Below are 21,190 nucleotides of genomic sequence, written 5' to 3' on the forward strand. Positions count from 1 at the left end.
TAAATTTTAAGGAGAAAAGATGAAAATAGATACCCTAATCGTAAAGGGCATAGAGGCTAAGTCCAACCCCCACAACGCGGTGATTCCGCCGATATATCTAGCCAGCACCTTCGTGCAAGAAAGCCTGGATGATTTCGGCAAATACGCCTATTCGCGCGGCGCAAATCCTACGCGCAACGCCTTTGAAGAGCTTTTTGCAAAATTTGAAGGCAGCAAATACGCCTTCGCGCTAGCCTCGGGCATGGCGGCTACGAGCGCTGCATTTGCGCTGCTTAAAAGCGGAGATCGCGTGCTGTTAAATAACAACGTCTACGGCGGTACCTATCGCTACGTAAGCAGGATTTTTAAAAATCAAGGGATCAATTACGACTTGGTGGACGATCTAAATTTGATCACCGAAATTCCAAGCGATGTTAAAATGGTCTTCATCGAAACGCCCTCAAATCCGCTTTTGCGCGTAACCGACATTGAGCGTATCAGCGAGCTCGCGCATAAAAACGGCGCGCTTGTGGTGATGGATAATACCTTCTTAACCCCATATTATCAGCGCCCGCTAGAGCACGGCGCAGACGTCGTAGTTTATAGCGCGACCAAATACATAGGCGGGCATGCCGATCTGATCGCCGGCATTGTTACGACGAACGACGATGAGCTTGCCGCAAGAATTCAGTTTATGAAAAACACTCTGGGCGCTACGCTATCGCCTACCGACGCGTATTCGCTAATACGCGGACTTAAAACGCTAAGCGTGCGCTTCGACCGCCAGAGTGAAAATACGCTAAAGATAATAGAATTTTTACGCAGCAATCCTGCGGTAGAGGCGGTAAATTTTGCAGGCTCGCATTCGGCTAACGAAAAAGAGATACAAAATCGCCAAGCTAGCGGCATCGGAGCGGTCATCTCACTGGTGCTTAAGCCGCAATACGACTATAAAACCTTTGCGCGCAGCCTTGAGCTATTTGATCTAGCCGTGAGCCTGGGCGGCGTAGAGAGCTTGATCTGCCACCCCGCGTCGATGACGCACGAGAGCTATCCGCGCGAGCTGCAAGAGCGCATCGGCATCAGTCAAAATTTGCTGCGCCTAGCCATAGGCATCGAAAACGCTGACGATCTCATAGCCGACCTTACCGCCGCGCTAGAAAAATCTAAAAAATAGGCGGCGCGAAATTTGCGCAAGCTCGCGGAATTTCTACGCAGGCTTGTAAAATTTACGCGGGCGGGTAGAATTCATGCCAAAATTTAATCCGAAATCCTTATAGCTTCGCTCGTGAGGCTATAAGGGAGCGGTCTTTACAAACTGGCGCGCAGGGCGGGTTTAAAAAGACCCGCCGCCGATCATCTCATCTTACAAAAATCTCTTTTTGCAAAACCTATGTCCATTTTCTCGCGGGCTAAATTTTGTATGAATTTTCACTCGTTAAATTTTACGAAGCGCGCGGCTTTGCGTAAAATTTAAAAATTCTGCCACTACGCCGTTGAAATGAAATTTTAATTTATACGCACGACAAGATTTACCCAGACCTCTTGCTAAAACGCATCGTTTAAATTTAATTCGGATAAATCTATCTAACCGCCGTTTGATATTGCTAAGCGGAGAGCTTAAATTTAATCAAAAATTTAAAGACGGCGACGATCTGTGCCGCACCACGCCAGCTATTTGCAATCGCTCGGTTTAAAATTTGATGAGCCAAATTTTAAACTGGACAAATTTAGGCTCCGTCTTGCTCAAAATTTAAAATTCTGCGCGCCGTTTAAATTCCGCTTAAATTTTAGCCGCGTTTTAAATTTGGCAGAGTTACTTCAGCTCGCCCCAGCGCTTGGCGATGTTTAGGCTCGTCTTTAAAGGCACGTTTAGGCTCGCCGCACTTTGCATTATCTCCTGCGCGCGCTCGCCGAAGCTCTGCGCCAAATCGTCCCGCACCTCGAAGATCAGCTCATCGTGGATCTGCAATATCAGCCGCGCCTCGCCGCTTAGCAGCGGCGAAATCTCAACCATCGCCTTTTTGATGATATCGGCGGCGGAGCCTTGAAATTTCGTATTCACCGCCTCGCGCTCGTAGCTCGCATAGACCATGTTGTTGCGCGCATTTGCGAAGTCGAAATAGCGCCTGCGCCCAAAAAGCGTGCTTACATAGCCGTGCGCTTTCGCGTCCGATTTTATGCTTTGCAAAAACTCCTTGATCGTAGAAAACGCCGCGAAATAGCGCTCGATATAGCCCTTCGCCTCGGCGCGCGCGATACCTAGGCTGTCGCTTAGCTTGCCCGCGCCCATGCCGTAGATGAGGCCGAAATTTATACTCTTTGCGATCGTGCGGTGCGCGGGCTGCGCGTCGCCGAAGATGCTGATCGCCGTGCGCGCGTGAATGTCCTCATCCGCCCTAAACGCCGCCAAAAGCGCAGGATCGCGCGAAAAGTGCGCGAGCAGGCGCAGCTCGATCTGCGAGTAATCAAGCGAAATCAGCGAGTAGCCCCCCTCTGCTAGGAAGCAGTCCCGCACGTCCTTCGCAAACGTGCCGCGCGCGGGGATATTTTGTAGGTTCGGATTTTTACTCGCTAGCCGCCCGGTGGCCGTGCCGGTCTGTAAGAAATTCGATCTGACGCGATTTTGCGGATCTGCAAGGGCAAGCTGTAGCAGCGGCTCGCAGTAGGTGCTTTGCAGCTTAAACAGCTCGCGGTAGTCTAAAATTTTACCCACCGCGGGATGCAGCGCCGTAAGATCCTTCAGCACGCTTTCGTCGGTGCTGTAGCCCGTCTTGGTGCGCTTGGCTGCAGGAAGCCCGAGCCGCTCGAAAAGCACGGCGCCAAGCTGAGCGGGAGAGTTGATATTAAACTGCTCGCCGCAAAGCTCGTAAATTTCATCCGTGAGCACTCGCAGGGACTTTTCGTTGCGCGCGATAAGGCGCTTTATCATCTCTACGTCGATCTTGATGCCGCATCTTTGCATCTGCCAAAGCACCCGCACGAACGGGAACTCAAGATCCTGTGCGAGCTTAAAAAGCGCGGGTTCGAGCAGCTCCTTTAGCTTAAAATACAGCCTCAGCGTCACCCACGCATCCTCGCTCGCATAGATCGTAGCGGCGTCCAGCTCCACGGAGGCGAAGGTCTCGCCCTTTTTGACGACGTCGCCGAAATGCACAGTCTCGTACCCAAGATAGCGCGGCGAGATAGAGTCCATTCCCACGGCGTTTGCGGGATCGAGCAGCCACGCTAGCACCATCGTATCGGCAAAGCGCGCAGGCGGCTCAATGTTAAAATTATTTTTCACGATCTCAAAATCGTATTTTAAATTTTGCCCCACGACATATCCGCGAAACAGAGAGCCGATCGCGGCCTTTGCGGCGTCCGAAGAAATTTGAGCCGGAGCGCCCAAATAGCTATGCGCGAGCGGGACGTAGTAGGCGCGCTCCTCATTAAACGCAAATGAAAAGCCCACGATCTTGGCGCTTTTGCTATCGATGCTAGTGGTTTCCGTATCGAAGCTCACTAGGGTATCGGCGCTGACGCCTTCGCACAGCCTCGCAAGCTCCGCTGCATCAGTGATACAAATAGGCTCAAAGGGCGTTTTAAAAGCGCTCTCGCAGCTTTGTCCGCCGCAAGCAGAACCGCCCGGGATAGAATTTTGCCCGTCTAACCCCCCTGCGGAAGCGTCCAAGATAGAGCCGCCGCAAGACGGCTCTGCGCCGGAGCCTTTGCCTCCCGCGCCCAAAACGGAGCTTTTTGCGCCCGCGCCTTTGTCCTCGCTCCAAAGATCAAGTCCGTTCTGCTCCTGCAGGTTTAGCGCCGAAAGAAGCCTATTTAGCGCGTAATCTTTTAAAATTTCGCGGATTTTAAAAAGCGGATTTTGCTGCGGAAATTTCGCGTCCTCTAAAGGCGGGATTTCCAGCTCGTCGTAAAGCGTAGCCAGGCGCTTGCTTATGTAGGCGCTCTGCTTGCCTTCTATCAGATACTCGCGCTGTTTGTTTTGCGGCAGGCGGTCTAAATTTGAATAGATCTCATCGAGCGAGCCCCACTCGTCTAAAAGCTTCTTCGCCCCCTTATCGCCGATACCCCGCACGCCCGGGATATTATCGGCGCTGTCGCCGCAGATCGCCAAAAAATCCACGATCTGCTCGGGATAGACGCCGTAGCGCTGCAAGCACTCCTCCCTTCCGTAAAGCATCTTTTTGCCGTGGCTGTAAATTTTAACGTTTTCGCCGATGAGCTGATAGAGGTCCTTGTCGGAGGTAACGATGTTGATTTTATGCGTGGCGCCGTGCTTTTTAACGACGCTTGCGATGAGATCGTCCGCTTCATAGCCCTCGCATCCGAGCGAGTAAAGCCCCATCTTTTCGATCATCTCGATGCAAACCGGCAGTTGCTGCAAAAGCGCGGGCGGCGGGGCTTGGCGGTTAGTTTTATAGTTCGGATCGATATCCGAGCGGAAGGTCTTGCCCTTGCTATCCAGAGCGAAAATTATATAATCGCTCTTAAATTCCTTCGAAAGATTTGCGATGAAGCTCGCAAATCCGCTCACCATGCCGCTGGGTTTGCCGTCTTTGGTTTTAAGCCCGCTCATAGCGTAATAGAGCCTGAAAAAAAAGCCGAACGTATCGATGATCGTGATGGTCTGCATAATGGTCCTCGGATTTAAAATTTTAACGCGTAGTGTATTAAAATTCGGCTAAATTTACAAATTCCGAATAGGACTTGATCTGCCTCATTTCAAAATTTTAAAATTTACTATATAATCGCGCGAAATTTTAAAAAAGGATCAAGTATGGATTTTTTCACAGACTGGCAGGAGTTCGACGCGGCGGGTGCTACGGTGAAATTTTATAAAAAATCGCAGGGCGGCGTGGAATACATCGGCTTTGATTCGCGCAAATGCATCCCGCCCGAGCCGATGGTAAATGCGCTGGTGGCGTTAAATTTCGTAAAAGACGGCACCAAAAAGGTCGTTATGGTCAATCATAAATTCCCAATGGGGCTGATCCCGAAAATCGAGTCTAAATTTGACATTGCCCGCGAGGATCTGGACGGCGACGCGGTCAAGCTCACCATCAGCCTAAAACCCGGCGCGGTCAATGAGGGCTTTGATACCGACGCGAAGTGCCACGGCTAAAGGGCTTTAAAATTTAGATGAATATCACGACCTTTTCGCCGCCGTTTCGCATCGTAGGCGGCTATTTCATCTGCGGCTTTATCTTTTTGCTGCTAAGCGCGGCGAGCTTTTTAAAGGCCGATTTCGGCGCGATCCAGGCGCCGCAGACGGCGAGCTTTTTTCACGTATTTTTGCTGGGTTTCGTAATCAGCATAATCATCGGAGCGCTCTATCAGCTTACCTCCGTCATCATCCAAAAGGAATTTTTCACCGTCAAATTTGCGTTTTTAAATCTCCTCGCCTACGGCGCGGGCGTGGCGCTGCTAAGCGCGGGATTGCTGCTTTCAAGCATCCCTTTGATGCACGCAGGCGGCGCCGTTTTGCTGCTTAGCCTATTTTATTTTACGATCTGCTACGCGCTAAGCTTCATCGGCACGCCCAAATGGAGCTTCCCCGCCGTTGCGCTTGCGATCTCGGCTGCGTTTTTAGCCGTAGGGATCAGCCTTGGCTTTGCGCTCGTGCTAGCGCTTAGCGGCGTGGAGGTTTTCGGAGTATATTTTTCAGAAATTTTATCCTATCACATATACTTCGTGCTGGGTTTTGTGTTTTTCGTCATCGTAGGCGCTGCGTGCGTGCTGCTGCCGATGTTTAGTCTGGCGCACGATCTAAGCTTCGCGTTAGCAAAAGCTTCACTGGCGCTGTATCTGCTCGCGGGGCCGTTTTTACTAAAAGACTTTGGAATTTTCATCGCCTTTGCCGCGCTTGCGAGCTTTGCGGCTCAGGCGATCTATATCCTAGCCAGGCGCGTGCGAAAAGCGATAGATTATTGGAATTTAAACGTCTATATCTCGCTGGCGGCCTTGGGATTTAGCGCGGCATTTTGGCTAATGGGTCGCGCGGATACGGCGGCGTTTGGGCTGCTATACGGCTTTTTGTTCGCCTTCATCGTCGCGCACCTTTATAAAATCGCGCCCTTTCTCATCTGGTATCACTACGTCTCGCCCTTCGTCGGCAAGCGCAAAATCCCTATGCTTGAGGATATGATAATCAAAAAGATCGCCTATGCAGCCTGCGCGCCGAACGTCTTAGCGCTTGCGTGCGCGGGCTTTGGAGCGCTAACGCCCGCGGTTATCTTGCAAGCGGCAAGCATAATTTTGGTGCTAATCAACACCGTAAATATCTTTAATTACATAAAATTTGGAGAGGAAAAATGAAAGTAACGAAGGAGCAAATTTACGACGCACTTCGCGCCGTGGTGGACCCTGAGGTGGGCTTTGATGTCGTGTCGCTGGGGCTCATCTACGACGTAGCGGTAGATGAGGCGAACAACGCCAAAATCACGATGACGCTATCGACTCAGTCGTGCCCGCTGCATGAGATGATGGTAGAATGGGTGCGCGCGGGTGCCGAGAGCGTGGAGGGCATAGGCGAGGTAGAGATCAATCTCGTCTTTGAGCCGATGTGGAATATCGATATGGCGGAAGATCACGTCAAAGAAGCGCTCGGTAGATTTTAAACAGCTTTGCCGCACCCCGTAGTTTAAGCTCTAAAATTCTAAAATTAGACTTCAAATTTATACCTAGGGCTGCTATGAAAAAATTTACCAACGGCAAGAAAGAAATTCTACTTCAAACGCAAGGGCTTAGTTTGATTTCAAAGACGCTACAAAACGGCAAAGAAAGGCTAAGCTCTAAAGAATTCGCAAACCACGATGCTCTGCAAAAAGCTTTCGTAAAAAAGCAAGTTGATGCCCTAAAAAAGGGCTTCATCTACGAAAACAAAGAAGCAAAATTCGGCGAGGCAATAGCGCATGCCTATATCGGCGGCGGATACAGCGGGGCGCTTGGATTTACCGAGTTTGAGGATAAATTTTACGTCTATAAATGTAATTTTGACGAGCACGGCTGCGATTATTTAATCGTGTTGGACGGCGAGCTAAGAACTCTTGCGCAAATTAAGCTACCAAAAATTTTAGCATGGAAAATGACCGCCACCGAAAAAGCTTTGGTGCTTGATTTGGACCACGAATTCTTTCTTTTTGATGGAGAGAAATTCAGCAGGCTTTTTGAAGCCTGGGGTATCACAGGAGGAGGCTTTAGCTCTGCTCTAAGCGGCAACGGCGAAATTCTAGCCTGCGGCACGGATGGAATTTTAGCTTTTGGAAGCGACAAGAAGCTAAATTTTAAAACAGATTTTTCGGCAAAGGCCATAGGCTTCGGCAATAAAATTTGCGTAGCCTGTGGGGATGAAGGCGGCAAAAATATCGCTAGGCTCTACCGCCTAAAAGACTTCGTCGAGCTTTGCCGTATCGAATGCGACGTAGGCTATATCCACTCCCTAAACGTGGGGCTTATCAAAAATGACGCGATTTTGGTCTTAAATAACGGCTTTGATGAGCTGTATTTTTGGAACGTAGCAAGCAAAAAGCGTCTAATCGCACCAAAAAGCTTGCCAAGAAGCGCAATGAGGTTTGCCGCAAACGATCAAATTTTTCTTACATACTTTTACGGTAGATTTAAAGCATTCAGCTTGGAGGATTTTCGCCTCTTAGGCGAGTTTGAGTGCGAGCACTGCGTCAAAACTGCTGCTATTGAAATCTCGAGCGAGCGCCTTTATGTTCGCACCGACTACGGATTTTTTAGCATTTATTCTTTAGCCGAGAATGGAATTAAAATTTAAAAAACGCTATTGATAGGGATTTATCGCCCGCTTCAAGCTCATAAAATTAAACGAACTCCGCCCGCCTTAAGCTTGCGCGACAAGCAGAGGTGGCTATTTAAAGAAATTTTATCGCAAAAATTGCGGGTTTTGCGAGCTTTTTAAGGCTTCCTTTAAGCATTATCAAATTATCCGCGCCGGAAATTTTAAGAGTGGAGTTTTCAAAGCTAAATTCTAAATTTTTTAGCTCGTTTTCGCTTAAGAGGCGCGCAAGCTCCAAAATATAGCTCAGCCAGGCAAGCTTGGCGGAATCAGGCAAAATCGCGCTCAAAGGCGCAAACGTAGCGCCTAGCTCGCGCTTTCCGTGCATCGAGATGATCGCGGCTATTAGCGCCTTTTCTTTGTGCGTCGTGCGGTAGTTCAGCCCGCCGAGCACCATATCCGCGCTGGTTTCGTGCTTGGCGTAAAAGCCGATCGCCCGCCCGATCTCGCAAAGCGATGCTGCGGTTTGTAGAATTTTAATATATTTTTCGCCCAAGCCGTGTAGAGGCGATAGCGCGCAAAACAGCGCTTTTGCGAACTTCGGGGCCTCGCTGGGCTCGGAAGCGAAGCGATCTTTGAGGCTTCTTAGGCTCGGATTAAAGCTTCGAGGCAGGTTTGCGCCGCGCAGGATCGAGCTTAAAAACGCCCCCTCTCGCACTCCCACGCCGCTGGTAATGATCTTTTTCGCCCCCAGGCGCCTTACGATCTTATCAAAGATAATGGCGCCCTCTCTTATCGTGTCGTAGCGGTCTTTTTTGATCGGGAATTTCGCCAAATCAAGCGTCTTTGCGCTCATCAGCTTGGCAAAAAACGGCGCGTATTTTTCGTAATCGTAGCTGAAATTATGCACGATTTTTAGTGGGTGGTTTTGCAGGCTCATCACGGCGCCCGATAGCGCTCGCGCAGAGCCGCCCATTACGATTAAATTTTGCGTGCGAAACTCGGCGCCGAGCTGCGAGATCGCGCTATTTATGTATTTCTCCAGCCCCTTTGTGTCGCCGCGGTCAAAAAACAGCTCCTTTAGCCGCACCGTGCCTAAATTTAGAGAAATTTTATTTTCTATCCTGCCGTTTTTTATGTAAGCAAGTTCGGTCGAGCCGCCGCCGATATCCAGCGTAACGCCCTCGGAAAAGTCGCTAAGCAAATTCTGCGCGGCATAGGCGCCCAAATACGCCTCCATCTGCCCGTCTATCTTGCGGATCGTAATGCCCGTTTGCTTGCGGACGAGATTTATAAACTCGCTCCCGTTTGGCGCATCGCGAAGCGCGGATGTACCGATGCAAAGCACGCGCTTGACCTTGTAATTGCATACGAGGGTTTTAAATTTTTTAAACGCCAGCAGACATTTCTGCATCGCTTCTTTGGTTAAAATTCCGCCGTTTTCGTAAGCGCCCTCGCCTAGGCGGATCTTGATCTTGTGCTCTGCTAAGATAAAAAATCCGAGCCTACTTGTGCGCTCGAAAATCACGGCTCTGGCGGAATTTGAGCCCAGATCTATGACTGCGACGCGCTTGGGCATTTAAATTTCCATATGGACGTGTTTGTATTTCAGCTCGTCCGCCGTCTCGATATTATCGGGATCGGTGATGATACACTCGACGGGACAAACCACGATGCAAGCGGGCTCGGAGTAATCATCTACGCACTCACAGCATCGATCGGCGTCTATGATGTATATCGGCTCATCCTCAAAAATCGCTTCATTAGGGCATTCCTCGCGGCACGCGTCGCAACTGATGCATTCTTTTGTAATCAACAATGACATATAATTTTACCTTACGAAAAAATTTATGGCGTTTATACCATAAAAAGCTTCATTTTGTTTTAAAATAGCGGAATTTCGGGCTATTTCTTAAATTTTTTAGCGGAAGTTTGAAAATCGCGACAATTAGCGAGCGCCCTTTGTCGTTTTTAAGATCTACTTGCGCGCCCATCGCTTGAGCAGCATTTTTGGCTAAAAATAGCCCGAGCCCGGCTCCCGGTTTGCCGCCGTAGCGCTTAAAAGGGGCAAAATAATCAATCTCTTCGTTAAGCGGCTCGCCTTTGTTTGCTACCCGCACGATGAAATTCCCATCCGAAATTTCGCTCTCGATCAGCACCTTTTCGCCGTCCGGAGAAAATTTTATGGCGTTTTGGATAAAATTTTGAATCACGTGCATAAAAAGGCTTTTCTGCACCGAAATTTCAAGCTGTTCGGGCTTAAGATCCATCGTCAAGTCCTTGCCCGCCGTACGCGCTAAAATTTTAAAGCCCACGCATAGCTCCCGTAGATACGCGATCATATCGGTCTGCTCGGGCGCCTCAAACTGCGCCCCCTCCTGCCGCCCGATCTCCAGGATCGAGCTGATCATCTTATTCATACTATCGATCGAGTCATTATTGTTTCTAAGCGCCTCGATATATTTCTCGCTCTCGCGCGGCTTAAGAAGCGTAACTTCGTTTTTGGTTTTCATCACCGCAAGCGGAGTCTTAAGCTCGTGCGCGATACCGATAAAAAGCTCTTTTTGATATAAAATGAAGGTTTCAATGCGCTCAAGTAGGCGGTTTATGCTGTTTGAAAGCGGGCTAAATTCGCTTGGAATTTCGGCTCCGTCGATAGGTTTTAAAAATTTTTCATCCACCGAAGCGAGCCTTTGGCTGATCAGCTTAATCGGCATCAGCAGCATACGCGAGAGAAACATCGCGTAAAATACCACTAAAAATATCATAGTCAAATTTACCAAAATGATGTCGATGAGTATTTGATTTACAATGTTTGCATAAACGCTCACATCTGCTTTGATGCTTAAAATTTTATCCTTGTCGTAGGGATAGTGCAGCTGCAAATAGCTCCTGCCATCCTCGGAGCTTTCGATAAATTTAGGCTTATTGATACTTTCGTTTTCGATGATTTTGCTTTCGTATTCGCCGGATGCGTCTTGTAAAAAAGATGAAATTCTCTCAGACGGCACGGAGGCATCTACGATTTTTTGTGCTCTTTGGATTAAATTTTGAACTGGAGTTTCGAAGATGGTAATTCTCATATAATTATAGAGCATTACCGAAAAAATAACAATTAGCATCAACGAAGCGGATGCTAATTGTATTACAAAGCGGACTCTTAGGCTTTTTGTGGAAAGCAAAATCTATATCCGCGTCTGCGAACGGTCTCGATCGTAGAGATATTTAGAGGCTTATCCATTTTCTGTCGAATTTGATTTATCGCTACTTCAATGACGTTTGGCGTAACGAGCTCGGGCTCCTCCCAGATGGCGTCTAGCAGCTGCTCTTTGCTTACGATCTGATCGCTGTGGCGCGCTAGGTGAGTTAGCACCTCAAACGGCTTGCCCTTAAGCTCGATCTCTTGACCTAGATATGTGATCTTTTCCTCGTCCGGATCGATGATAAGATCGTCGATTTTGATGATATTTGAGCCGCCGAAGCGAAGTCTAGCCTCAAGGCGCGCTACTAAAACATCAAAATCGAAAGGTTTTTTGATAAAATCGTCCGCGCCCGCGCGAAGCGCTTTGATCTCACTTTCTTTATCGTCTTTTGCAGATAACACGACGACGGAGGTGCGCGCGGATTTTTGCTTAACCAATGCGATGAGATCGATGCCGTTGCCGTCAGCTAGCATCCAATCGGTTAGCACCAAATCATAATTTCTAATGCCGATATAATACTCTGCGTCCTTAAAACTCTCGGAAGTATCCGTCTGATAGCCGAACTCCATCAAGCCCTCCGCTATCGTCTTGTTTAAAGTCACCTCGTCCTCGACTATTAAAATTCTCATTTAATTTCCTTGCCTTAAAATTTTGCGGCGATTTTAACATATTTTAAGCAAAATTTCAAGATTTTTTAAAGAAATTTTAAAATTTTATCTCTATTTCTGCGCCGACGCTCGCGTCTTGTAAAATTTCGGGTTTTAAAATTTTCATATAAAAATAATCCATCGATCGAAATTTTGAGTGAAACTCCTGCGCGAAGTATCTTAGCGCGTCCTCCACGAGGCGAAATTTTTTCTCGCGGAACTCCGCTTTGATATATTCGCAAACCCGCGCATAGTCGATAAATTCCTCCGCTCCGAACTTCGCCCACACCCAGACGCGCTGCTCGCGCTTGCGCTCAAAATCCAGCGTCCCGATTATCGCGCCAAATTCCAGCTTTTCGATTAAAATTTTAATCATACTACGCGCTTTTCCTCGCCCTTAAGCAGCCTAGCGATATTAGGCGCGTGTTTATAAAATACGATGAAAACTATCAGAAAGATCGGCGCATGAGTGTTGATCGCTGGCATCTGCGGATGGATCACGTAGCTTGCTACGACTAGCGCAAGCGCCGCTGAAAGCGAGGCTACGGATGAAATTTTAACCGTCTTGCCGACTACAAACCAAACTGCAAGCGCGATGATAAGCTCGATAGGGATGAAGCAAGCAAGCACGCCGGCTCCCGTCGCAATGCCCTTGCCGCCGTTAAATTTCAGATACGGACTAAAGCAATGCCCAAGCACTGCAAAGACAGCCATGCTCCATAGCACGTTTTCATCAAAGCCTAAAGCCCGCGCGATCAGTATTGGCAGGACGCCCTTTAGCGCGTCGCAAGCGACGGTGAGGATCGCGAGTTTTTTTGCTTTTTGCGGATCGCGAGTTTTTAAGACGCGAAGGACGTTGGTAGCGCCTATGGAGCCGCTGCCTTCGCTTTTGATATCCACGCCGCCTAGGTATCTGCCGATCAGCAGCCCAAAGGGGATCGCAGCGATCAGATACGCCGCGAAGTAGCACCAAAAATTAGGCGCCGTAACGATGCTAAGTAAAAATTCTAAAATTCCCGATTTTTTCATAAAATCCCTTTAACTCTTCCAAAGTAGCGAAATTTTCTCGTCGTAGATGTCGGTTTTCTTCGGCGAAATTTCTTTCGTTTCGAGTTTAATATTTTTTAGATCCAGGCTCTGTTTTAGCGCGTCCACTTCAGCCTCAAATTTCTGCGTAAGCACCTCCAGCTCCTCTTGTAGCGCGCTTAGGCTATTTTCGGCATTTTTGGCTTCGCTTCGTTCGTTTAAAATTTTATGCGCGCTCTTGGCGCCGCTGATCGCTTTAGAGATATTGCTAGCGCTGCGCGAGCGACCTAAAAACGCGCCTAAGATCGCTCCGCCTATGTTTAGCGCGGCATCCACGCCGCGACTTAGCACGTCGCCTTTTTCCTTTTCATACTTTTCGCTAGCGCGCAAAATTTTATCCTCAAGGCGCGCCTTTTCTTTCTCAAATTTAGCCGTAATCTCATCAGTTTTAGCCTCTAGAGCTTCATTTGCCTTATCGCCTAGGCGCACGAAAAACTCCTCCCTGCTCTCGCCCGGTTTTGAGAGCAGATCAAGCGCGCTAAAAAGCTCGAGTTTTTCATTGCGATATAGCCACTCCTTAAAGCTTTTAAGCTGAGCGTTTAAATTTTTTGCGCCCGCGATGAAGCTAGGAAGCGCGCCGTAGAGCGAGCCCGCCTGCTCATGTCCGCTTAAATTTGCGACCTCTCGCGTGCTGGCCTCGTCCCAATCTATTTCGCTTACGTCCGAAAGCGATAGCAAAAAGAAGCGCTGCTGCGTAAAATCGACTCCTTTGTCGCAAAATCGCATCTTTGCGCTTGCATAAAGATACGGGCTTAGCTCAAGGCTCGCGCCATAGCTGTAAAGCTGCGAAATTTCAGCAGAAACTACGGGTTTGGCGGCGCCGGCGGATTTGACGCCTTGCGCGGCGCCCGGCACGGATGAAATTTCAGCCTTTTTGTCTTTCATTAAATTTGAAATTTGCTCATTGCTTAAAGGACCCTTTAGATAGCTTAGCGCGAAGCGCGTCTCGATCACTCGCAGCACGTCCTCGTTGATGTTTTTTACCAAAAAGCTTCGCTTTTTGAGATTTGAAATTTTCTCCATCAGCACGCTTTTGTCGATCGGATTTGAGCCGATGCCGCTTAAGCCGCTGATGACGCGCTCTTTATCCTGCGCGGTCTGCAAGCGCCCGATAAACCACGTACCGATATTGCTAAGCCCCTTATAATCGAGATCGACCGGGTTTTGCGTCGATAATACGCAGCCAAGTCCGAATGCGCGAGCCTGCTTCAGCAGCGTAAGCATCGGGGTTTTGCTCGGCGGATTGCCGTTTGGAGGGAAAAAGCCGTAAATTTCATCCATATAAAGTACTGCGCGCAAGGAACTCGTGCCGCTGGTGGTGCGCATCCATTTGATCATCTCGCCCAAAAGCAGCGTGACGAAAAACATCCTCTCATCGTCGTTTAGATGCGCGATGGAAAATATATTCGCCCTTGCCCTGCCGTTTTCGTCAAAGAGCATCTTGGCGATATTTAGCCGCTCGCCCTCGCACCAAAGCTTAAAACTCGGGCTTGCGATGAGCGCATTAATCTTCATCGCAAGCGCCATTCGCTTATCGCTCGGAAAGAAGGTATTAACGTCAAAAACGCCGATCTTATCGAAAGGGGGGTTGCCGATCTGCGCGATGAGATCCACCACGCTCACCCCCTCACCCCTGCCGAAATGATAAGACAAAATTTGGCTGATTAGTAAAAATTCCGGCGAGCTGAGATTATCGCTGCTAATCCCTGCGAGGCTTAGCACGCTAGTGGCGATACCGCCGACGTAGTTATTCAGATCCTCTTCGTTTAAGCCTTTCGGCGATTCAAAGTCGCTTAGTAGGCTGATCCCAAGCCCTGCGCTTGATTTGGGCGTATAAATTCTAAAATCGGCGCTGTTTTTCAAAAGCTGTACTCGCGCCAGATCTTGATATGAGCCCTCGATCCCTTCGCGCCAAGTATTCGCGGTCTGTTCGGCGTACTCGCGCACGCTAAGACCTTTGTTTTGCGCCTCGGTCTCGTCGATATAGGGCTCAAAATCCTCAGCCCTCATCTGCGGAAAGGTAAGAGCCAAATTCGTTAAATCGCCCTTCGGATCGATGATGATGGATGGGATATTATCGATCGCGGCTTCCTCTAGCAGCGTGATGCCAAGTCCAGTTTTACCGCTGCCGGTCATTCCGATGATAAGCGCGTGGGTCGTCAGATCCTTGTTTTTATACAAAAACGGCTCGCTGTTTTCAAGCCCCAGATAAAAAAGCTTTAAATTTTCTTGAAGCGTTTTCATTGCGTTCCTTAAATTTGCAATTTGCTCGGCATTATATCATTTAAATTTTTAAATTTAAATTTGCTAAAATGTGCGAAAAATCAAGGAATGGCAAGTGTTAAAAGAAAAAATTAGAAACGGAAAAAGCGGAATTTTGCTCTACGGCATCGTTCCGCCTAAAATCACGTCCTCTCAAGACGAGCTCGAGCGCCTAGGTACGGCGTGGTCGCAGCGCCTAGGCGAATGCGAATGCGACGGCATCGTCATCTACGATCTACAAGACGAAAGTGCGCGCACGAAAGATGAGCGGACCTTCCCTTTTGTGCATACGATCGATCCTGCGCGCTATTACACGCAGTATCTACACACCGATAAAGAAGCGATCATCTACCGCGCGGTAGGCAAATATGATGAAGCGGAATTTTGCGAAATTCTAAGGCATGCCGCAAGCGGGCTGGGTGTTTTCGTGGGGGCGAGCTCTAGAAACGAAGAATGCAAGCTACATCTAAGCCGCGCCTATGAGATCAAGCGACTCGTGGCGCCGCATCTTTGCCTAGGCGGCATCTGCATACCCGAGCGCCATGAAAAGAGCCGCGACGAGCACCTTAAAATCGCAGAAAAGACTGCAGACGGGTGCGAATTTTTTATCACTCAGGCGGTTTATAATGTGCAAAATGCCAAAGATTTCATCGACGATTACGCCGCTTTGGAGTGCAAAAAGGTGCCGATAATCTTTACTTTTACGCCGTGCGGTAGCCTAAAGACGCTTGAGTTTATGAAATGGCTTGGCATCTCGGTGCCAGATTTTCTGCAGCAGCGACTGCAAAGCAGCGTCGATATCTTGCAAAGTTCAACAGCGCTGTGCGCAGAGATGTTTGATTTCATCTACAAATACGCCCTCGCAAAAGGTGTAAGCGTAGGCGCAAACGTCGAGAGCGTAAGCACCCGCCGCGTAGAAATCGAAGCCTCGCTCAGCTTACTAAAAGAGATCAAAAAAATTATCCTTAAGCACGAGAATTTGGGATTTTACGTTATTTAAAATTTTAAATCGGGTACACGAACAAAACGCTAGATAGTCTAAGCTAGCGGAGGAATTTTAAATAATTTTAGATCGCTTTCTGAAAAATAAATCGAAATTTTATCCGAATGGAATTTGAACTTAAAATTTATAAAAAATTGCCCCAATAATATGCTTTAATAACTGTCATCCATAACTGCAAGATGATATTTCGTGCAAAATTTCCCAATGCTTACAATGGCATTGAGCTAGGCATATCATCAAACCTATAAATCGCTGTAGTTTTCACACTAAAACTAAGTGCATTAACCGCCTTTAGTCTGCAGCCGACGCGACCGCACCTTCCGGCTTGCCGCTATCTACACAGGGATAATTTTAATATCCTATCCTTTTTTAGAGAATATTGTATAGCGGAGAGATGGGATAACTGGAGGTTTTAACGAACCCAATATAGATACGACGCTCCTGCACTCATGACATAGCCTCCCTTATTGTTCCATTCGTAGTATTTGATTTAAATTTACCGGCGTTTATGCTAAATTTCAAATCTAAGGCAATTTAATGCTTGCTGTTGTGAGCGTTTTGGTATTTGAATTTTATTCTACAGCCTATGTGTAGGTCGCTCAAAAGATCCACCATACGCCGCCGTAAAAATACTTGCCGAGCTTTTCAGCTAATTAAAAGCCATTAATGCAGAACGGCTGAAATTAACGCCCATTTAAGCTATTGCATATTTGATTTCTTTTATATTCTAAAAGCCCACCACCAAAAAGCAGCAGACCTAAGACTAACATCGTTTTACTATCTCACGCAGAAGCCGATATGCAAACTGCGCAAGATTATAATATGCTTTCAATCGCAAACGCTTCATTTTAAAATTTTGAAACCTAACTCGGAATAAATATAAATTTGAAATTAGTTTTGTAAATAAGCTTGGAATTTTAACTCTTAAATATGGCGAAATTCAAAGATAATGAAATTTAAAAAGCACTAGTTTATGCTCTTGCCACCGAATTTCAAAAGCGCGCTGCCCCACGTAAAGCCGCCACCGAACGCATCTAAAAGCATAAGCGAGCCGTTTTTGAGCCTGCCACTCTCATAAGCGTCATTTATTGCCATCGGAATCGACGCCGAGCTCGTGTTGCCGTATTTGCCGATCGTAAGCACGCACTGCTCGTCGCTAAATTCTAATCTCGCCTTGACCGCCTCGATAATGCGCAAATTAGCCTGATGCGGGATGAAAAGATCAACCTGCTCGGGCGAAATTTTATTTTTCTCCAAAATCTCCACGACGTCGTTGCTGAGCGTCGGCACCGCGATTTTAAAGACCTCGCGTCCCGCCATCTGCATGAAGCCCAGCTTTTCGTCGATGATTTTTTGGCTGAGTGGATTGACGCTACCTGGGGCTGCGGTGATGAGAAGATCGCCCTTGCTGCCGTCGCTAGCGGTATGAACGTCAATGATTTCGTTATCGTCGCGTGCCGCGATAACCGCAGCGCCCGCGCCGTCGCCGAAAAGTATGCACGTAGCGCGGTCGCTCCAATCGACTATCGAGCTTAACTTTTCCGTGCCGATTATCAGCACGTGTTTTTTGGCGCCGCTTTCGATGAGGGATTTTGCAAGTTCTAAAAGATAGATGAAGCCAGTACAGGCGGCATTTATATCAAATGCCGTGATACCGAAATTTAAGCCCAGTTTATCTGCGATGACACACGCAGTCGAGGGCATACAGAAATAATCGGGCGAGATCGTGGCGCAGATTATCGCATCGATCTCGTTTTTTTGCAAACCGCTACGCTCGATCGCAAGCACTGCAGCCTTCATACCCAAATCGCTAGTGGTCTCGCCCTTTGCGATGCGGCGTTCGTGAATGCCTGTGCGCTTGACGATCCATTCATCAGTCGTTTCAACCATTTTTTCAAGATCGAAATTAGTTAAAATTTGACTCGGCGCGTATGCTGCGATCGAGATCATCGAGGCTTTTTTCATTTTTGCTCGTTTGAAGAAATTTCGCTTTCTATCGCGGAGTTGATTTTAGAATCTGCAAATTTAAGCGCTTGAAAGATCGCGTTTTTAACGGCTTTCGGAGTGCTTTTGCCGTGGCTTATGATGACGCACTCTTTGACGCCTAAAAGCGGCGCGCCGCCGTATTCGTCGTAGTCTGTGCTTTTTTTGATTATCTTAAAGACGCGCTTCATCAAAATGGAGCCAGCGATAGCAATCGGAGATTTTTTTGTTTCGTTTTTGATAAGTTTGCCGATAGCGCTCGCGACGCCTTCGCTGGATTTTAGCATAATGTTACCGATAAATCCGTCGCAAACTACGACATCCACGGAGCCGTCAAAAATTTGATTGCCTTCGACATTACCGATAAAATTTTGCATCTTCTTAAGCATATGAAAGGTTTCTTTTGTTACCTCGTTGCCTTTACTATCCTCCTCGCCGTTGGATAATAAGCCGATGCGTGGTGCATTTAGGCCCATAATCTCCTTGGCGTATGCTTCGCCCATAATCGCGAATTGAAACAAATTCTCAGGCTTACAATCCACATAAGCGCCCACATCCAGCACAAGCGTGCGACCGCCTATGGAATTTGGCATCAGCGTAGCAATCGCCGGGCGCAAGATACCTTTGAGCCTTCCTATGCGAAGCGTAGCAAGGCTCATCGTAGCGCCGCTATGTCCTGCTGATACCACGGCTTTGCAAGTGCCGTCTTTTACTAGATCGACCGCTTTAAAGATGCTGCTCTCTTTGCGTTTGAGAGCGTCGGTTGCGCCCTCTTTCATCTCAAAGACTTCGCTTGCAGCTACGTAAGTAATATATTTCTCAAAGCCTTGATCTTGTGGAATAAAAGGCTTGATTTGCGCTTCGTCGCCTACCAAAAACGCATTAAATTTACGCTCTCGCAGCGCATCTACGACTCCGTTTATTATCGGCTCGCAGCCGAAATCACCGCCCATCGCGTCTATAGCAACGGAAATCATCGGATTAATATTCGCCCGTAGTTTTGTTTATTCTATGCGGAATTTTCCAGCTTCCGTCTTTATCTTTGACGGGAATCGGAAGGGTCACTTTGTAGTGAGTGCGTCTTTTCGCCGCACGAGTTTTACTAACTCTTCGCTTTGGAACTGCCATTTTTTCTCCTTTATAAATTTAGTTCTTGCATTCTTCGCAATAAAAATAGTCGCTTTTGAAAGCTTCCGTTTCGCTTCTTAAAATTTCATCCAGATCAACTTCGGCGCCGAAAAACTCCATAACGTCCAAGCTTTCGTGCCTTTCGTCATTAAAAACGCCTTCGCTTAGAAGCAAATTTACGCTCTCGCTCACATCAAGATCAAATTCTTTACCGCAGCGGTCGCAAATGTATGGAATTTTACCATTAATTTCGCCCTTGCACTCGATAAACTTAGAATCTTTTCGTTTTAAATTTCCGCTAAATTTAAGCCCGTCTTGTGAAATTTCAAACGGCACGGGCGCGGCGGAAATTTTAGCAAAAACGATCTTCACGTGGCACTCTTAGCAAATTTCTCTTTTTGCAAAGAAAAATGCGATCTCGGTTTTTGCGTTTTCTAGGCTGTCGCTGCCGTGAACGGCGTTAGCGTCGATGCTGTCCGCAAAGTCCGCTCTGATTGTGCCTTTATCGGCTTTTTTCGGATCGGTAGCGCCCATTAGCGCGCGATTTTTAGCTACCGCATCATCGCCTTCGAGCACCATTACGACCACCGGACCGCTAGTCATGAACTCAATCAGATCCTTATAAAAAGGGCGGTCTTTGTGAATTTCATAAAATTTACCCGCATCTTCGGCGCTTAGGCATAGTTTTTTAGCCGCCGCGATTCTTAGTCCGTGGCTTTCGAAACGATCGATAATTTTGCCGATAACGCCCTTTTTAACGGCATCAGGCTTAATAATAGAAAGCGTTTGCTGCATATAACCTCCTTAAAGTGAAAGGCGGATTGTATCGAAAAATAGGTTAAAATTTATTTAAGGATTGAATGAATTAAAATTCCGCGCATTTGATCGCGGAATTTTATCTGCTAAGCGAGGACCGGGGTATCTCCGCTGCGTAGATCCGCACCTATGGAATCTCTGCTAGGTTGGCCCGCTACGATGCCGCTCCAAACGATACAGCCGTCGGTCGGACAGGCGCTAGCGCAAGCTGGCTCGTCGTTGTAACCCACGCATTCGACGCATTTATCCGCGTATACGTAGTAGCTATCCTCGCCGCTTGGGTTATCGCTATCGTCCACGATCGCATTTACCGGGCACTCGTCGATGCATGAGCCGCAGCTAATGCAAATATCGGTGATTTTTACAGCCATTTTTTCTCCTTTATCAAAAAATGAAGCGTGATGATAACATACTAAATTTAAAAAATGATAAAAGTAATATTATCAAACAAATAAATTTTATTATATAAAAAATTTCATCAAATTTCAGCAAATCTAAAGTTTTAAAATGTATAATCGCCACCATAAATTTTATTAACAAGGAGAAACAAATGATAGTAACCAACAAAGCCGTTGATTTCACGGCAACCGCGGTTTTAGGCAACAACGAAATAGTTGAGGATTTCAACCTCTATAAAAATATCGGCGAAAAAGGCGCGGTCGTATTCTTTTATCCAAAAGATTTTACCTTCGTCTGCCCGAGCGAGATCATCGCGTTCGATCACAGATATCAAGATTTCAAATCCAAAGGTATCGAAGTTATCGGCGTTAGCTGCGATAGCGAATTTACGCATCTTGCATGGAAAAATACTCCGGTAAACGCAGGCGGTATCGGCAAAGTGCAGTTCCCGCTAGTTTCGGATATCACAAAAGATATCGCACGCAGCTTCGACGTGCTGTTCGGCAACGCCGTAGCGCTTCGCGGCAGCTTCCTACTTGACAAAGATGGTACCGTCCGCCACGCCGTCATCAACGACCTACCGCTCGGCAGAAACATCGACGAGATGCTAAGAATGGTCGATACGATGCTATTTACGAACGAGCACGGCGAGGTCTGCCCTGCAGGCTGGCACAAAGGTGACGCAGGGATGAAAGCAGATCCTAAGGGCGTCGCAGAGTATCTAGACAAAAACGCAAGCAAACTATAAGTTGCAAAATTCTTCGCGCGGGCGTACAAATTCTAATTCTAACTGCGTAAAGTTTAAATTTAGCCTTGCGCAGGCTATTAAAGCTCGCGAAGCTTTCTAAATTCCGCTGCCAAAATTTTAAGTCGCGGCGGCGGAATTCCAAAAATTCCAAAAATTCCAAAAATTCCAAAAATTCCAAAAATTCCAAAAATTCCA

General features: G+C 47.5%; 21 protein-coding genes. 7 read left to right on the top strand and 14 right to left on the bottom strand.

The genetic code is table 11. The features are described from left to right. Window positions 1-19: 19 nt before the first annotated feature. Window positions 20-1,156, top strand: a complete 1,137-nt coding sequence (locus Q0537_RS06625) for a PLP-dependent aspartate aminotransferase family protein (protein WP_297882923.1) — start codon at window positions 20-22, stop codon at window positions 1,154-1,156. Between the two features lie 639 nt (window positions 1,157-1,795). On the opposite strand, the gene polA is transcribed toward Q0537_RS06625, so the two are convergent. Further along, window positions 1,796-4,612, bottom strand: a complete 2,817-nt coding sequence (gene polA, locus Q0537_RS06630; RefSeq protein ID WP_299226263.1) for a DNA polymerase I — start codon at window positions 4,610-4,612, stop codon at window positions 1,796-1,798. Window positions 4,613-4,756: 144 nt separating this feature from the next. Here polA and Q0537_RS06635 point away from each other — a divergent pair, with 144 nt between their 5' ends. The 4 genes from Q0537_RS06635 (at window position 4,757) to Q0537_RS06650 (ending at window position 7,759) form a co-directional block, all read left to right on the top strand. Next, the gene (locus Q0537_RS06635) at window positions 4,757-5,101 is read left to right on the top strand and encodes a hypothetical protein (protein WP_299226266.1); all 345 of its coding nucleotides are present in this window, start codon (window positions 4,757-4,759) and stop codon (window positions 5,099-5,101) included. A 17-nt stretch (window positions 5,102-5,118) separates the two neighbouring features. After that, a complete protein-coding gene (locus Q0537_RS06640; RefSeq protein WP_299226269.1) occupies window positions 5,119-6,294 on the top strand; it encodes a peptidase M50 in 1,176 nt (391 codons plus the stop codon). Further along, on the top strand, window positions 6,291-6,596 hold the full coding sequence (locus tag Q0537_RS06645) for a metal-sulfur cluster assembly factor (RefSeq protein WP_299226272.1): 306 nt from the start codon (window positions 6,291-6,293) through the stop codon (window positions 6,594-6,596). The genes Q0537_RS06640 and Q0537_RS06645 overlap by 4 nt, the downstream gene beginning before the upstream one ends. A gap of 74 nt (window positions 6,597-6,670) precedes the next feature. After that, window positions 6,671-7,759 carry a hypothetical protein gene (locus Q0537_RS06650; RefSeq protein ID WP_299226275.1) on the top strand — a complete coding sequence of 363 codons (1,089 nt, stop codon included), beginning with the start codon at window positions 6,671-6,673 and terminating at the stop codon, window positions 7,757-7,759. Between the two features lie 97 nt (window positions 7,760-7,856). On the opposite strand, the gene Q0537_RS06655 is transcribed toward Q0537_RS06650, so the two are convergent. From Q0537_RS06655 to Q0537_RS06685, 7 genes are all read right to left on the bottom strand, one after another. Next, complete coding sequence (locus Q0537_RS06655) at window positions 7,857-9,299, bottom strand: Ppx/GppA phosphatase family protein (protein ID WP_299226278.1); 1,443 nt, start codon at window positions 9,297-9,299, stop codon at window positions 7,857-7,859. Further along, window positions 9,300-9,545 (bottom strand): YfhL family 4Fe-4S dicluster ferredoxin, encoded by a 246-nt coding sequence (locus Q0537_RS06660; protein ID WP_005871264.1) that lies wholly within the window; start codon window positions 9,543-9,545, stop codon window positions 9,300-9,302. Window positions 9,546-9,594: 49 nt separating this feature from the next. Then, window positions 9,595-10,842 carry a HAMP domain-containing sensor histidine kinase gene (locus Q0537_RS06665; protein WP_299226281.1) on the bottom strand — a complete coding sequence of 416 codons (1,248 nt, stop codon included), beginning with the start codon at window positions 10,840-10,842 and terminating at the stop codon, window positions 9,595-9,597. 38 nt (window positions 10,843-10,880) lie between these two features. After that, window positions 10,881-11,552, bottom strand: a complete 672-nt coding sequence (hsrA, locus tag Q0537_RS06670) for a homeostatic response regulator transcription factor HsrA (RefSeq protein WP_005871260.1) — start codon at window positions 11,550-11,552, stop codon at window positions 10,881-10,883. A 76-nt stretch (window positions 11,553-11,628) separates the two neighbouring features. After that, a complete protein-coding gene (locus tag Q0537_RS06675) occupies window positions 11,629-11,946 on the bottom strand; it encodes a dihydroneopterin aldolase (RefSeq protein WP_298834727.1) in 318 nt (105 codons plus the stop codon). Beyond that, window positions 11,943-12,599, bottom strand: coding sequence for a glycerol-3-phosphate 1-O-acyltransferase PlsY (plsY, locus tag Q0537_RS06680; protein ID WP_299226284.1), 657 nt, complete (start codon window positions 12,597-12,599; stop codon window positions 11,943-11,945). Before plsY ends, Q0537_RS06675 begins: the two co-directional genes overlap by 4 nt. 9 nt (window positions 12,600-12,608) lie before the next feature. Next, window positions 12,609-14,900, bottom strand: a complete 2,292-nt coding sequence (locus Q0537_RS06685) for a DUF87 domain-containing protein (protein ID WP_299226287.1) — start codon at window positions 14,898-14,900, stop codon at window positions 12,609-12,611. A 94-nt stretch (window positions 14,901-14,994) separates the two neighbouring features. Between Q0537_RS06685 and Q0537_RS06690 the strand changes: the two genes are divergently transcribed. Beyond that, the gene (locus Q0537_RS06690) at window positions 14,995-15,918 is read left to right on the top strand and encodes a methylenetetrahydrofolate reductase (RefSeq protein WP_299226290.1); all 924 of its coding nucleotides are present in this window, start codon (window positions 14,995-14,997) and stop codon (window positions 15,916-15,918) included. Window positions 15,919-16,887: 969 nt separating this feature from the next. On the opposite strand, the gene Q0537_RS06695 is transcribed toward Q0537_RS06690, so the two are convergent. From Q0537_RS06695 to Q0537_RS06720, 6 genes are all read right to left on the bottom strand, one after another. After that, complete coding sequence (locus Q0537_RS06695) at window positions 16,888-17,886, bottom strand: beta-ketoacyl-ACP synthase III (protein ID WP_299226293.1); 999 nt, start codon at window positions 17,884-17,886, stop codon at window positions 16,888-16,890. Further along, on the bottom strand, window positions 17,883-18,881 hold the full coding sequence (plsX, locus tag Q0537_RS06700) for a phosphate acyltransferase PlsX (RefSeq protein WP_177388473.1): 999 nt from the start codon (window positions 18,879-18,881) through the stop codon (window positions 17,883-17,885). Before plsX ends, Q0537_RS06695 begins: the two co-directional genes overlap by 4 nt. Before the next feature lie 4 nt (window positions 18,882-18,885). Next, on the bottom strand, window positions 18,886-19,032 hold the full coding sequence (gene rpmF / locus Q0537_RS06705) for a 50S ribosomal protein L32 (RefSeq protein WP_005871250.1): 147 nt from the start codon (window positions 19,030-19,032) through the stop codon (window positions 18,886-18,888). An 18-nt stretch (window positions 19,033-19,050) separates the two neighbouring features. Continuing rightward, window positions 19,051-19,404, bottom strand: a complete 354-nt coding sequence (locus Q0537_RS06710) for a hypothetical protein (protein ID WP_299226296.1) — start codon at window positions 19,402-19,404, stop codon at window positions 19,051-19,053. A 9-nt stretch (window positions 19,405-19,413) separates the two neighbouring features. Then, a complete protein-coding gene (ndk, locus tag Q0537_RS06715) occupies window positions 19,414-19,827 on the bottom strand; it encodes a nucleoside-diphosphate kinase (RefSeq protein WP_177388469.1) in 414 nt (137 codons plus the stop codon). Window positions 19,828-19,934: 107 nt separating this feature from the next. Next, complete coding sequence (locus tag Q0537_RS06720; protein ID WP_299226299.1) at window positions 19,935-20,219, bottom strand: 4Fe-4S dicluster domain-containing protein; 285 nt, start codon at window positions 20,217-20,219, stop codon at window positions 19,935-19,937. 179 nt (window positions 20,220-20,398) lie between these two features. On the opposite strand from Q0537_RS06720, the gene Q0537_RS06725 reads away from it, so the two are divergent. Then, entirely contained in the window at window positions 20,399-20,995 is a 597-nt protein-coding gene (locus Q0537_RS06725) for a peroxiredoxin (RefSeq protein WP_291939968.1), read from the top strand. The last annotated feature ends 195 nt before the right edge of the window (window positions 20,996-21,190 follow it).

Source organism: uncultured Campylobacter sp. (assembly GCF_938017775.1).
Lineage (GTDB): Bacteria > Campylobacterota > Campylobacteria > Campylobacterales > Campylobacteraceae > Campylobacter_B.

Coding starts and splice junctions, on each gene's coding strand:
- Q0537_RS06625 (WP_297882923.1), top strand. CDS start 20: ATGAAAATAGATACCCTAATCGTAAAGGGCATAGAGGCTAAGTCCAAC.
- polA (WP_299226263.1), bottom strand. CDS start 4,612: ATGCAGACCATCACGATCATCGATACGTTCGGCTTTTTTTTCAGGCTC.
- Q0537_RS06635 (WP_299226266.1), top strand. CDS start 4,757: ATGGATTTTTTCACAGACTGGCAGGAGTTCGACGCGGCGGGTGCTACG.
- Q0537_RS06640 (WP_299226269.1), top strand. CDS start 5,119: ATGAATATCACGACCTTTTCGCCGCCGTTTCGCATCGTAGGCGGCTAT.
- Q0537_RS06645 (WP_299226272.1), top strand. CDS start 6,291: ATGAAAGTAACGAAGGAGCAAATTTACGACGCACTTCGCGCCGTGGTG.
- Q0537_RS06650 (WP_299226275.1), top strand. CDS start 6,671: ATGAAAAAATTTACCAACGGCAAGAAAGAAATTCTACTTCAAACGCAA.
- Q0537_RS06655 (WP_299226278.1), bottom strand. CDS start 9,299: ATGCCCAAGCGCGTCGCAGTCATAGATCTGGGCTCAAATTCCGCCAGA.
- Q0537_RS06660 (WP_005871264.1), bottom strand. CDS start 9,545: ATGTCATTGTTGATTACAAAAGAATGCATCAGTTGCGACGCGTGCCGC.
- Q0537_RS06665 (WP_299226281.1), bottom strand. CDS start 10,842: ATGCTAATTGTTATTTTTTCGGTAATGCTCTATAATTATATGAGAATT.
- hsrA (WP_005871260.1), bottom strand. CDS start 11,552: ATGAGAATTTTAATAGTCGAGGACGAGGTGACTTTAAACAAGACGATA.
- Q0537_RS06675 (WP_298834727.1), bottom strand. CDS start 11,946: ATGATTAAAATTTTAATCGAAAAGCTGGAATTTGGCGCGATAATCGGG.
- plsY (WP_299226284.1), bottom strand. CDS start 12,599: ATGAAAAAATCGGGAATTTTAGAATTTTTACTTAGCATCGTTACGGCG.
- Q0537_RS06685 (WP_299226287.1), bottom strand. CDS start 14,900: ATGAAAACGCTTCAAGAAAATTTAAAGCTTTTTTATCTGGGGCTTGAA.
- Q0537_RS06695 (WP_299226293.1), bottom strand. CDS start 17,886: ATGAAAAAAGCCTCGATGATCTCGATCGCAGCATACGCGCCGAGTCAA.
- plsX (WP_177388473.1), bottom strand. CDS start 18,881: ATGATTTCCGTTGCTATAGACGCGATGGGCGGTGATTTCGGCTGCGAG.
- rpmF (WP_005871250.1), bottom strand. CDS start 19,032: ATGGCAGTTCCAAAGCGAAGAGTTAGTAAAACTCGTGCGGCGAAAAGA.
- ndk (WP_177388469.1), bottom strand. CDS start 19,827: ATGCAGCAAACGCTTTCTATTATTAAGCCTGATGCCGTTAAAAAGGGC.
- Q0537_RS06720 (WP_299226299.1), bottom strand. CDS start 20,219: ATGGCTGTAAAAATCACCGATATTTGCATTAGCTGCGGCTCATGCATC.
- Q0537_RS06725 (WP_291939968.1), top strand. CDS start 20,399: ATGATAGTAACCAACAAAGCCGTTGATTTCACGGCAACCGCGGTTTTA.